The sequence below is a fragment of the Rufibacter roseus genome (assembly GCF_001647285.1).
Classification (GTDB): domain Bacteria; phylum Bacteroidota; class Bacteroidia; order Cytophagales; family Hymenobacteraceae; genus Nibribacter; species Nibribacter roseus.
In genome coordinates, this window is the sequence record NZ_LRML01000001.1 from 227596 (window position 1) to 241124 (window position 13529).

A 13529-nucleotide genomic window follows, 5' to 3' on the forward strand; every position below is an offset into this window, starting at 1 on the left:
AATCTTAGAAAAGAGGAGTGTGTATTAAGAACTTTTTGTTATTTTTAATTAAACACTAAAAAATTAATGTTTTGTATTGGGCAATTGGTGATCAAATGAAAGTACTATCCAGAAGTTTTTTAGCCATAGTGTTTTTAGTTGTTGCCAATATTTTAGTGTCATGTAACACCAAGCAGGAGGTTAAAGAAGTTTCCATTGGGTTTGCTCAATGTACCGAAGGCGATGCTTGGCGAAAAACAATGCGTAGGGAGATAGAGCGAGAGGCGTCATTCCATCCTGAAATTATGCTTAGTATCAAAGACGCTAAAAACAACAGTGCTACCCAAATAAAACAAATCAAAGAATTTATAAGAGAAGGAGTGGATTTATTGATAGTCTCTCCCAATGAATCTGAGCCGATTGCGCCAGTAATAGAAGAGGCTTTTGAGAAAGGGATTCCTGTAATCTTGGTAGACCGAAAAGTTAATTCAAAGCTTTATAGTGCCTACGTAGGGGCAGATAATTACCAGATTGGGAAGCTGGCTGGTGAGTATATAGCAAACTTATTGAACGGCAGCGGAAAGATCATAGAAGTTTGGGGATTAGAGGGCTCTTCTCCTGCTATTGAGCGGCATAGAGGGTTTGTAGAAGCTATTTCCAAATACCCCTTAATTAGTATAGTGGCAGAGGTAAAAGGCGAATGGGAAAAAGAAGTAGCAAAAAAACGTTTCCCTCTCATTTTTGAAAAGAATCCGGATGCAGATTTAGTTTTTGCTCATAATGATATGATGGCACTAGGTGCTTATGAGAGCTTTGCAGACAAAAATGTACGAGACCGCTTAAAGTTTACCGGGTTTGACGGGTTGGGTGGAGCGAATGGCGGTCTGCAATTTGTGAAAGACGGAAGATTAGACGCAACTTTCCTTTATCCAACGGGTGGTGAGGAAATCATGCAGTTGGCTTTTAATATTCTAAACCATAAGGCCTACAAGAAAGAAACCCTCCTGGGTACAACCGTAATTGATGGGCGTAATGTGCACATCATGAAGCAGCAGGCTGACAAAATTCTGAAACAGGAAGAAAGTATTAAGCGTCAGCAAGCCAAGGTGAAGGAGCAAATAAAAATATATAACAACCAACGCACCCTGCTCTATGTGTTGGTATTTTGCCTTGTAAGTATAGTCATATTGGGGGCGTTAGCTTTGCATTCTTTAAAGGCCAAGCAAGAGGCAAACAAAGCGCTTCTGGCTAAAAACGAGGAAATACTAAGCCAGCGTAATGAGATTGAAGCCATGGCTCAACAAGCTGCAAAAGCTACTGAAGCAAAGCTGAAGTTTTTCACGAACATCTCCCATGAATTCCGTACTCCTCTGACTCTGATTTTGGGGCCGGTGGAAGATGCTTTGCAAAGCAATATCTCTATTGGCTTGAAGAAAGACATGCTTTTGGTTAGACAAAATGCTTTGCGTTTGCTGAAGTTGGTTAACCAACTGATGGATTTTAGAAAAGTAGAGCGCAAAAAAATGCGGCTTCAGGCAACAGAGAGTGATTTGGTTGGATTTGTGAGAGATGTAGTTTTTTCTTTTGACCGTTTAGCCCGTAAACGCCAGATTCAACTACGGTTTAAAACTGACCTTAAAGAAGCTAAGGTGTATTTTGACCGTGATAAGTTAGACAAAGTGCTCTTCAATCTTTTGTCTAATGCCTTTAAGTTCACCAAGGACAAAGGCCGCATTACCATATCTGTAGAGCTTTCTGATAATAAAGATTATGCTGTTGTCTCTGTAGAAGATAATGGAAAAGGAATGTCTGCGAACCAACTAGCGCATGCCTTTGACCGATTCTATACCGCAGAAGACAGCAGTAATTTTGGAACAGGGCTTGGTTTAGCTTTATCAAAGGAGTTTGTCAAGTTGCATCAGGGAGAAATCTCTGTAACGAGCAAGGAGTGGGAAGGTACACGGTTTATCATTGCCCTGCCGTTGGGTGCTGCACATTTACAGGCAGAACAAATCATAAACGAGGCAAGCCTGCAAGACCGGCAGGCACCGCTAATGGCAGGTGTGTTAGATGCAGATCAGGAGTGGACCCAGGAGGAATTTACTGGAGAGACAGAGGCATTGAAGGATCATGTAGTGCTTGTAATAGAGGACAATAGAGAACTGAGGGAGTTTTTAGTGACTCGGTTGCAGAATGATTTTACTGTCATTGATGCTCCCCAGGGTGCCTTTGGGCTGCAGCAGGCCCTGGAACATGTACCTGATCTGATAATTTGCGATGTGTCGCTTCCGCAGAAAAACGGATATGAAATTACAACTGCCCTTAAGCAAGACATTAGAACCTCACATATCCCCATCGTGTTGCTTACAGCCAAGGATGCTTTGGAGAATAAAATTAACGGAGTACAGGCAGGTGCAGACTTGTATGTCACAAAGCCGTTCAGCTTTCTCTATCTGCTGGAACGGGTAAAAGGCTTAATCAGGAACCGTGAGCTGCTGAAGGTTTACTATAACAGTGCCATTGCCATTGATCATAAAGTTACTGCTACTGCTCCCAAACAATTAGATAAGAAGTTTATAAATGACCTGACAGCGCTGGTGGAGAAAAACCTACAGAATCCTGAGTTAAGTGCCAATGATGTAGCTGCTGCATTAGGAATGTCAAGGGTGCACGTCTATCGTAAAATGAAAGCCCTCATAGGCCGCTCTCTAAACGACTTCGTGGTAGATGCCCGTTTAAAGAAGGCTCGGCATTTATTGCTGAATAGCCAGTTAAACATTTCAGAAGTAGCCTATGAAGTTGGCTTTTCTTCTCCAACTTATTTCTCTACCGCTTTTAAAAACCATTTTAACATGAGCCCTTCTGAATTTAAAGCCACCCGTATGGTTCAGGTAAAGAGTTTAGCTTAATCTCTGCTTTTACGCTTTAAATCAGAAGGGTATGAGCAGTATCTGTTTTTGGCTTGTTTTTGGAAAAATAAGCTAAAAACAGAGTTTTCCTTATTTGAAAAGGAAAGCCTTTCTTCCTTCTTTTCATACAAGACACCCTTCTTAATGCCACCATCTGTTATTCAACCAGAGGTGTGGCGATCACAGCAAATATTATTGTACAATACAAGAAGACCATCTGTGAGTGGTACTGAACCGTGCATGTATCAATATTAAAAATCAGGATACAATATTAAATGATCTGGTAGTGGTGTTTCTTAATTTATAGTTGATTAACAGCTGCTTACGGAGGAATTTAGTCTATGTATCAATTTAGAGTTTATTTGAGACCCAACTAAAGTTGCAAACTGGGCAGAACCTCTAGTTTTGAGAAAATCTTTAATACATGGTAAGTAAAAAAGTTTTCTTCTGGTCCATTGTGGTAGCATTGGGCGGGTTCTTGTTTGGGTTTGATACCGCAGTAATATCCGGAGCCGAGAGGGCTGTGCAGGAGTTGTGGCAACTAAATGTGTTTGAGCACGGGTTGACCGTGGCCATTGCCTTAATTGGTACGGTAGTTGGCTCGTTGACAGGTGGTATTCCCTCAGATAAGTTTGGTCGCAAAAACACTCTTTTCGGAATAGCAGTTCTTTATTTATTATCTGCAATAGGTACTGCTCTTGCCCCAGACTGGATAACTTTTCTCATTTTCCGTTTCTTAGGCGGTGTTGGTGTAGGGGTTTCTTCTGTGGCTGCGCCATTATATATTTCTGAGATATCTCCGGCTAAATCAAGAGGTAAGTTGGTGGCTTTGTTTCAGTTCAATATTGTGTTTGGTATTTTGATAGCTTATCTGTCTAATTACCTATTTGCTGGAACTGGAGAGCATGATTGGCGCTGGATGCTGGGGGTTCAGGCTTTCCCTTCACTTGTTTTCTTAGTTGCCATTCTGTTTGTGCCGGAAAGTCCTAGGTGGTTGCTTCTCTATTGTACCGGTAAGGAAGAGGAGGCTAAAAAAACATTAGAAATAGCCAACCCGGGGGCAGACGCAGGCGAAATGGTTACTGATATTCTAGTGTCAGCCCATAACGCGGAAACAGATGGCAAAAGAGCCTCTCTTTTTTCTAAGAAATATTCCTTACCCATTACGCTGGCAGTCTTATTTGCCTTTTTCAATCAAGTGTCAGGTATCAATGCCATCATTTACTATGCGCCACGCATTTTTGAAATGGTAGGGCTGGGGCAAGATTCAGCTTTGCTCTCTTCTGCCGGAATAGGATTGGTCAATTTCCTTTTCACATTACTTGCCATGAATGTCATTGATCGTTTTGGAAGACGGACGCTTATGCTCATTGGCAGCATAGGACTAATATTGACGTTGGGCTTGGTAGCTAAAGCATTTTACCTTCAGGAGTTCAACAGTATGACCGTGCCTATTTATCTGTTTGTGTACATCGCGTTCTTCGCCTTTTCACAGGGTGCTGTTATTTGGGTGTTCATATCTGAAATTTTTCCAAACCAAGTACGCGCAAGCGGACAAGCGCTAGGCAGTTTTACCCACTGGATCATGGCGGCGGCTATAGCTTTTAGTTTCCCTTACATATCTGAGACGTTAGGAGGGGGCAATACTTTTATGATTTTCACTGGAATGATGGTACTGCAACTTCTCTTTGTATGGCGCCTTATGCCTGAGACAAAGGGATCTTCGCTGGAAAACATAGAGCAAAAGGTAGTTTACCATTAATAGAGTAAAAGATGGATCAGAAAATAATATGTTTTGGGGAAATGTTGTGGGATGTGCTGCCCACCGGGAAGTTACCTGGTGGGGCACCCATGAACGTAGCCATTCATCTGCATCATAATGGTTTTGAACCCTTGGTTATAAGCCGTATTGGGCAAGATGACATGGGGAGCGAGCTAACTGCTTTTGTGGAGGCGCATAATATTACTACTCACTATGTGCAAAAAGACAATAGTTATAGAACCGGTGTTGTCAATGCAAATGTATCAGATCGTAATGAAGTCACTTATGAGATTGTAGAGCCCGTTGCTTGGGATTTTATAGAGTATGAAAAGGAGGCGGAACGCACAGTATCTCTAAGTGAATTGTTTATTTACGGCAGTCTGGCTGCCCGAAGTTCTATTTCACGCAATACCCTATTCCGCTTCCTCCCCCTGGCTAGCCGTAAAGTTTTTGACGTCAATTTCAGGGCTCCTTTCTATTCACCTGAGTTGATAAAAATATTATTAAGGTTTGCAGATATTGTAAAGATGAACCACCAGGAATTGCTGGAGATTTCCAATTGGCTGGGTATGGGCGGAAGTATGGCCGATCAGATGGAGGCGATCAAGGACAAGTTTGGGATGGAGTTGGTAATAGTAACTAGGGGCGAAAATGGAGCTGCGGCTTTGTCAAATGAAGGATTCTTTGAACATGAAGGGTATAAAGTGGAAGTAGAAGATACCATTGGAAGTGGCGATGCTTTTTTGGCTACTTATCTTACAAACTACCTGCGGCAAAAGCCAACTAACCTCACACTAGAAAGAGCTTGTCTGATTGGTGCCTACGTGGCCACCCAAAAAGGAGCAACCCCTACTTATGCGCCTGAGAAGATAACGTCTCTTTCTCTCTAAATAAAATTTTTATTTCTAGTTTTTTACATTCAAAAGCTGAAGTTTGTTTTGGACCTGTTTTTCAGAAAATGCGCCTAAAACAGACGTTGCTATAACTTTATGAGTATAAGAGTTTTAATAAGCTTAATGGCAGTCTGTTTTTTTGTTAGCGGATGTGCTTCTACCAAATCTTCGGAACAAACAATTAACACTGAGCAACACCGGCCACAGTTTCATTTCTCTCCTCCATCTAATTGGATGAACGACCCCAATGGAATGGTGTACTACCAAGGCGAGTACCATTTGTTTTACCAGTATCACCCTAAAGGTAATACTTGGGGACCTATGCACTGGGGGCATGCGGTTACCAAAGACTTAGTGCATTGGGAGCATTTACCCATAGCGCTTTATCCTGACAGCTTAGGGATGATTTTTTCTGGAAGTGCGGTGGTAGACCATGGAAATACATCTGGCCTAGGCACAAAAGAAAACCCTGCCATGGTAGCCATCTTCACGAGCGCCGGCAAAAAGCAGCAACAAAGCATTGCCTTCAGTATAGACAGAGGTCGCACCTGGAGTAAATATGAAGGTAATCCTGTTTTGGAGAATCAGGGAATAGATGATTTTAGAGACCCAAAGGTGATGTGGCTGGAAAAGGAAAAGAAATGGATCATGACCTTGGCAGTAGCAGACCATATCAGCTTTTACTCTTCTCCCAATCTAAAAGAGTGGCGCCATGAAAGCGATTTCGGTGCTGATATTGGGGGGCATGGTGGCGTTTGGGAATGTCCTGACCTTTTTAAAATGCCTGTGGCGGGAACAAAGCAGGATAAATGGGTGCTGCTGGTAAGCATAAACCCAGGCGGTCCAAACGGAGGGTCTGCCACACAATATTTTGTTGGTGATTTCAATGGGAAGGAGCTTGTGTTAGATGAGCAGTTTCAGCAGCAGCTTTCCATCACTACGCATGTTCCTTCCGGGAAGGTGTTTGCCAGCTTTGACGGTAAGGAGTTTGGAGGGTGGAGAACCGAGGGTAGTGCCTTCGGAAATGCCCCAGTAGCAGGAACACTGCCTAATCAGCATAAGGTTATGGGGTATTTCGGCCAAGGGCTGGTGAATAGTTACCATCAAGGTGATCAGGCAACAGGTAAGTTGACTTCCCCTGAATTCGAAATTGACTCTGATTATATAAATATGCTGGTGGGCGGGGGAAGACACCCTGAAGGAACAGGTGTACGGCTGTTGGTAGGTGGTGAGGTAGTGCGTAAGGCTACCGGTAACAACACAGAGTCTTTAAATTGGTTGTCTTGGAACACTAAAGAATTGAAAGGGAAAAAGGCAAGAATAGAAGTTTTTGATAATGTGACAGGCGGTTGGGGACACATTTTGGTGGACCAGATCATTCTATCGGCAGAACCTGCGAAGGAAAGAAAGGAAGCTTTCTGGCTAGACTACGGACCAGATAATTACGCGGGTGTTACATGGGCCAATGTGCCGGATTCTGATGGGCGCAGGCTTTTTTTAGGGTGGATGAGCAATTGGCTGTACGCTAACAATGTTCCAACCACCATTTGGCGTAGTGCCATGACGGTGCCGCGTGAGCTTTCTTTGCAACAAACACAGGAGGGGATAAGGCTAGTGAACCTCCCTGTAAAAGAGCTGCAAAAGCTACGGAGCCGCTCCATTACCATAAAGCAAGAAACAGTCAATGGTACAATAGATTTGAGTCAGCTCTACGGTTTGGGCACCCCATTACTAGAACTGGATCTGCACCTGAATGTAAGCCAGGCACAAAGGTTTGAGCTGAAGTTTGCAAACACAAAAGGAGAGTATTTAAGTGTTGGTTATTCCATTGAAAATCAAGAATTATATATAGATAGGAGCAATGCTGGCAAAATTGGTTTTAGCGATAGCTTCCCTGGTAGGCACAGCGCTCCCCTTAAAGTAGAGAACGGAGAACTGAAGTTGCAAATTTTATTGGATGTCTCTTCCATAGAGGTTTTTGCAAATGGAGGGAAAACAGCTATGACAGAGATATTCTTCCCTAACGAAGACTTCACCAAAACAGAAGTGATTTCTACCGGCACTACAGAAATCAAAAAGGGAAAGATTTACACGCTTAAATCAGTTTGGAAGCAAAATTAAGGGAGAGATTCCTTTTAGAAATAGCTCCATTTTAGAAACAATAATTCGTCTGCTACAATGAAACGAATACTTTTATCTGCTTTTGTTTTCTGTTTAACGGTTTCAGCTTACAGTCAGAATAAAACGGAGCCTACTCCTCAGTGGCGGCCCTCCTACCATTTTTCAGCCCCTACAAATTGGATCAATGACCCCAATGGCCTGATATATGTGAATGGCGTGTATCATCTGTATTTTCAGCACAACCCCTTTGAGAATAAATGGGGCCACATGAGTTGGGGTCATGCCACCAGCAAAGACCTTATACATTGGCAAAACTTGCCCGTTGCCATACCAGAGGTGATCAACGGCGATACTACTACCTGGATATTTTCGGGTAGTATGGTGCGGGATAAAGACAATACAAGCGGTTTTTGTGAAGATGACAACTGTCTGGTAGCAGTGTATACCGCTGATCAGCCAAACCAGAAGAAAGAATCACAGTTCATAGCTTACAGCAACGACGGAGGGTTGTCTTTTACTAATTATAAAGGTAACCCAGTGATAGACCTGAACCGGCATGATTTCAGGGATCCGAATGTCTTTTGGCATGAGTCCACCCAAAAGTGGGTGATGGCGGTAGCTTTGCCAGCTTCGTTTAAAGTAAGGTTTTATAGTTCCAGTGATTTAAAAGATTGGCAGATGCTTAGTGACTTCGGTCCAGAAGGATATGCGACACATGTTTGGGAGTGTCCATTCTTGGTTCAATTACCTGTGGATGGGAATAAGAACAAAAAGAAGTGGGTCTTGTTTGTTTCTTCTGGTGGACCTACGGGAAGTCCTTTTATGCAATATTACATAGGTGATTTTGATGGAAAAGAATTTAAAAATGACAATCCTAGTAACAAACTCCTGACCCTAGACCATGGTGATTCTTTTTACGCCGCCATTCCGTGGAATGATGTGCCCAACCAGAAATCAACCTACATAGGGTGGATGGTTCCTCAAGATCAACAAACATACCCATGGAGAGGTAACATGTCTATTCCCAGAGACTTAAGTTTGAAAACTACTAAAGATGGTGTGCGGGTATACCAGGAACCAGCGTCAATTATTAGCGCTACTACTTTGAAGACTTTTCCTAAAAAGACAAAGTTTTCAGGAATAAAGACCTTGAACAACGGAGAAGTGGTCATCAATGAAGAAAGCACCTTCCGAAACAACTCTAATTGGATTGAGGCAGAAATTGACCTTGGCTCTGCTGATATAGTTGGTTTTAAAATTGCGCAGCAGAAAGGGGAACAGGGGCAAGTCGTTCAGGAAACAGTGGTTGGATATGATTTGGACAAGGGGCAGTTGTACGTGGACAGGAGTAAATCTGGTAGCGGGAAAATTGCTGAAAATAAAGTAATCCAAACGGCAAGTTTGCAGCCTGTGAATGGTAAAATTAAGCTTCAGATCTTAGTTGATAATTCAACACTGGAAGTTTTTGCTAATAATGGTGAGGTAGTGATAAGTACTTTGATTTTCCCAGACAAAGAGTCTAATGCGATAGCGGTGTTTGCCAACGGTGGAACAGCCAAAGTGAAGAAGCTAACTTTGTATAACTTATCAGAAGATCAACAGCCTAAATAGCAGAATTGTATCAGTTGCCCTGTGTTTATTGAGTTCTATAGGACTTCACGCCATAGCCTTAGTTGCTATTGAATTGCCAATAATTTTATTGAAAGTGTAAAATAGACCCTAGGCAGAAAATAATTGTTAAAATTATTGCAATAATTAATCGATTAACTATATATTTACAATGTGATGCTACTTTAGAAGGGTATCAATAGTTTTAAATATGTAGTTTAGGCGATTTGCTGGAGAGGTTTTAGCTAATCGATTAAGTTATTTACAGGCACGTTGGCTTCAAGAGTCATAGTAGAGATTACAATGGGCATGACTTCTGAATGAAAGCTGGAGGAGTTTTTTTGCTAATATTTTGTCAGATTATACTCTAAAAGTGGCTTTGGAATGTGTCAAAACACCTATTGACTTAACCCTGTTGCTTATAGCTAACTATGCAGTAATTGTTTATCTGGCAAGCCTTCTAATGGCTTGTGGAGAGCAGAGTTTGCTGGCTGATCCTACTACAATGGTTGCCAATGTAGGAAAGGGCTATAGTCATGTTTACCCAAAAATAATCAGTGTTAACTAATAAAAATAATCATTACCCCATTCTAATGAAAGAAGAAAACAACCGCCGTTCCTTTTTAAAAAACTTGGGTGTAGGTGGTTTGGCAGCTGTTGCCTTGCCTGGTTCCTTACTCTCCACTCCAGCTGTTGCTGAAGCTTCTAATGCTAAGAGAGAGGAAGATAAGAAGAGCAATGCTTCAACGGTGAAAAAGCGGAGCCGGCAATACAATGCTCCCTACACTAATGAATACTTAAATAGAGTGGCCTTTCCTATAGGAGGTATGGGAGCCGGTATGTTCTGTTTGGAGGGAACGGGGGCTATTTCTAATATGTCCATCCGGCATAAACCTGAACTTTTTCATGAGCCAAACGCTTTTGCTGCCATTGCGGTTAAAGGAGTTGAAAAAGGGGCTAAGGTTATTGAGGGTCCAGTTCCTGAATGGAAGATTTTTGGGCAGCGGGGCAGTGGTAACGGCGGCCACGGAGCTACTTACGGACTTCCTCGTTTCAGCAATGTGGAGTTTGTGGCACGTTTCCCGTTTGCTAGTCTTTCCTTCAAAGACAGTGATATGCCTTTGGAGGTGCAAATGACAGGATGGAGCCCTTTTACTCCCGGAGACGAGGATAATTCAAGTCTTCCTGTGGCTGGCTTTGAGTATACTTTCAAAAATAAAGGTAGCAAGGCGGTAGAAGCAGTCTTTTCCTACAATACAAGAAATTTTGTTGTTCAGCATGACAATGGAAAGGCCTCTATCGGGAAAATTCAAAACGGATTTGTTCTTTCTCAGGCAGGAAATAAAGAGCGACCGCAAGGTAAAGCTGACTTTGCTATTTTCACTGATGACGCAGAAACAGTTGTAGATCATTGCTGGTTTAGGGGAGGCTGGTTTGATCCGTTAACAATGGTCTGGAACACCATCAAAGAGGGGAATGTAAAATCAACTGAACCAGTGGATAGAGACGCTCCAGGTGCTTCCTTATTTGTGCCTTTTTCCTTGAATCCCGGACAGGAAAAGACAGTAAAGGTGATGATGTCTTGGTATGTGCCAGATTCTGATTTGCGTTTCGGAGACAGGTTTGAAGGGGCTGGCTCTTGCATGACAGCTGCTGATTTGGGAATAGACAATACCAAAAGCAGCAATTCTCCTACCTACAAGCCTTGGTATTCCAGTAAGTTTAATAATGTGCATGAAGTTGCCAATTTCTGGCGTAGCAATTATAGTGAACTCCATAAAAAATCTACTGCCTTCAAAGACGCTTTTTATGCCAGCACATTGCCTGCTGAAGTTACGGAGGCCGTCGCCGCTAACTTAACTATTCTTAAATCTTCTACGGTAATGCGGCAGTACGATGGAAGGCTTTGGGCATGGGAAGGGTGTAGTGATGACTGGGGCTGCTGCCATGGTTCGTGTACGCACGTGTGGAATTATGCCCAAGCGGTTCCCCACCTTTTTCCTCGAATGGAAAGAAGCCTTCGGCATACAGAGTTTTGCGAAAACCAGAACGGCGACGGTCATCAGGCTTTTAGGGCAAACTTGCCTATTTCTCCTCTTAAACATGATTTCCATGCCGCTGCCGATGGGCAATTGGGTGGTATCATGAAGGTGTACAGAGATTGGCGCATCAGTGGGGATTCTAATTGGCTTAAGAAAATGTATCCAATGGTGAAAACCAGTATGGATTATAGCATCCGTACCTGGGACCCGAAAGAAAAGGGTGTTGTGGAAGAGCCACATCACAACACCTATGATATTGAATTCTGGGGACCTAACGGCATGATCACGAGCTTCTATCTGGGAGCTTTAAACGCCACCGCAGAAATGGGGAAGTTCCTGAAGCAAGACGTTAAGAAATATTCCAAGCTTTACGAAAAAGGTAAAGGGTATATGGAAGACAAACTATATAATGGGGAGTACTTTATTCAAGACATACAATGGACTGGACTAAACGCGCCAGATCCAGTACAAGCGCAATCATTCCATACGCAATACACAGAGGAAGCGAAAGAGGTATTAAAGAAAGAAGGTCCTAAATACCAATATGGTACTGGGTGTCTTTCTGACGGGGTTTTAGGAAGTTGGATGGCGAGAATGAGCGGACTAGAGGAACCAGTAAATGCTCAGAAAACCAAAAGCCATCTTATGGCAGTGCATAAATACAACCTGAAAGATGACCTTAGTGATCACGTAAACCCTCAGCGCCCTACCTATGCAATGGGTAATGAAGGAGGACTGCTTCTGTGCTCTTGGCCAAAAGGCGGAATGCTCTCACTACCATTTGTTTACAGCAATGAGGTGTGGACTGGAATTGAGTATCAGGTGGCGTCTCATTTAATGTTGCACGGTCAAGTAAAGGAAGGCTTAGATATTGTGCAAGCTTGCCGTGATCGCTATGACGGTCGCATCCGGAATCCTTTCAATGAATATGAGTGCGGAAGCTGGTATGCCAGAGCAATGTCTAGCTACGGCATGTTACAGGGTTTGACAGGTGTCAGGTATGATGCCGTAGACCAGACGCTTTACATAGATTCTAAGGTTGGTGATTTTACTTCATTTGTGTCAACAGAAAACGGATTTGGTACGGTAACCTTAAAAGATGGAAAACCTACTTTATCTGTAGCTCATGGGAAAATTCCTGTTAAAAAAGTGTTAGTGTCAGGTAAGAAAACAAAGCTGTCATAGACATACAAAAGAGGAGGAATTGCACCTATTACTTTGGTGCATTTCCCTGCTTCTTTTATAAAAACACTCTCCCTTTTAAAGTGCCGGATAAACTAATATAGCAGCTGTTTATAGGTATCAATTTTGTTATAAAAATTATATTAAATTTTGAGTGATAGTTGCATAAGTGAAAGGCTTGAAAAGTTGTTTGATCTTGGTATAGCGGGATCTTGCTGCCACGTATTGGACTCTTGTCGGTTAAATAACAATTAAGGTATAACTTTTTAGGAGTTTTTATGCTCAGGTTAGTTCATGTTCTCTTAGCAGCAATAAAACATATAATTAATTTTCAAATTATTTGCTTTAGTCATTAACTTGAATTATTCGTCTTAAAAAATAATGGCAATTATTTTGTGATTATTTTAAAGATGATTACATTTAAAGAATCAACTGTTCTCAGTTTTATAAATAATTACAAGTATAGAGTTGGTAGTTTATAGGTTTTAAAATTATCTATTGCGAACCGTTAATTCGACAGTATATCACTCAGTGATATTTTTTTACCCAATAAGATTAATCGTTTAACTAACAGTTGTGAGGTGAAGGGTTGTCGGCAGTTGGCTGAAAAGATATAGAAGTATTAAATTCCATGTATTGTGTTGATCAAGCAGAGTTCTACTGCTTAACTACTGTCTAAATTTCTAGTGTGACTAAGTGTTGGTTCTAAGTTAGTTGGATGTATCATTTTCGAAAGAAATGTTACATAGTGTTAGATGAAGTACATGGTGTGCGGTGGTTAAAGTGTTGGTTTGCAGTGTTTTATATTGTAGATGTCTGTGTATCAAAATAAAGGTATTTTGATATTCTGATGGAGGTTATATGAAGGCGTTCCCTCTACATTTGAGAATATGGACTGTAAGTCAGATTCAAGATTGAAGGCCAAATGTGGGATGGATTGAATAGATAACACAAGCAATGAGTCAGCTTAGTCTTTAATATTTTTCCCTATACATATTGATTTGTTTCTGTCCTAAATACTAACCCTATACTG

The 13529-nt window shown here is 41.8% G+C and carries 6 protein-coding genes; all 6 read left to right on the forward strand.

What is annotated here, in order from left to right; genetic code table 11:
- Positions 1-95 precede the first annotated feature (95 nt).
- The 6 genes from A8O23_RS00705 (at position 96) to A8O23_RS00735 (ending at position 12499) form a co-directional block, all read left to right on the forward strand.
- Positions 96-2888 carry a substrate-binding domain-containing protein gene (locus tag A8O23_RS00705; RefSeq protein ID WP_066615354.1) on the forward strand — a complete coding sequence of 931 codons (2793 nt, stop codon included), beginning with the start codon at positions 96-98 and terminating at the stop codon, positions 2886-2888.
- Positions 2889-3312: 424 nt separating this feature from the next.
- Entirely contained in the window at positions 3313-4650 is a 1338-nt protein-coding gene (locus A8O23_RS00710; protein ID WP_066615355.1) for a sugar porter family MFS transporter, read from the forward strand.
- An 11-nt stretch (positions 4651-4661) separates the two neighbouring features.
- Positions 4662-5540, forward strand: a complete 879-nt coding sequence (locus A8O23_RS00715; protein ID WP_066615357.1) for a carbohydrate kinase family protein — start codon at positions 4662-4664, stop codon at positions 5538-5540.
- 126 nt (positions 5541-5666) lie between these two features.
- Positions 5667-7664 (forward strand): glycoside hydrolase family 32 protein, encoded by a 1998-nt coding sequence (locus A8O23_RS22075; protein WP_377130608.1) that lies wholly within the window; start codon positions 5667-5669, stop codon positions 7662-7664.
- Positions 7665-7721: 57 nt separating this feature from the next.
- A complete protein-coding gene (locus A8O23_RS00725) occupies positions 7722-9275 on the forward strand; it encodes a glycoside hydrolase family 32 protein (RefSeq protein ID WP_066615358.1) in 1554 nt (517 codons plus the stop codon).
- A 590-nt stretch (positions 9276-9865) separates the two neighbouring features.
- Complete coding sequence (locus tag A8O23_RS00735) at positions 9866-12499, forward strand: GH116 family glycosyl hydrolase (protein ID WP_066615361.1); 2634 nt, start codon at positions 9866-9868, stop codon at positions 12497-12499.
- Positions 12500-13529: the final 1030 nt, after the last annotated feature.

Coding starts and splice junctions, on each gene's coding strand:
- A8O23_RS00705 (WP_066615354.1), top strand. CDS start 96: ATGAAAGTACTATCCAGAAGTTTTTTAGCCATAGTGTTTTTAGTTGTT.
- A8O23_RS00710 (WP_066615355.1), top strand. CDS start 3,313: ATGGTAAGTAAAAAAGTTTTCTTCTGGTCCATTGTGGTAGCATTGGGC.
- A8O23_RS00715 (WP_066615357.1), top strand. CDS start 4,662: ATGGATCAGAAAATAATATGTTTTGGGGAAATGTTGTGGGATGTGCTG.
- A8O23_RS22075 (WP_377130608.1), top strand. CDS start 5,667: ATGGCAGTCTGTTTTTTTGTTAGCGGATGTGCTTCTACCAAATCTTCG.
- A8O23_RS00725 (WP_066615358.1), top strand. CDS start 7,722: ATGAAACGAATACTTTTATCTGCTTTTGTTTTCTGTTTAACGGTTTCA.
- A8O23_RS00735 (WP_066615361.1), top strand. CDS start 9,866: ATGAAAGAAGAAAACAACCGCCGTTCCTTTTTAAAAAACTTGGGTGTA.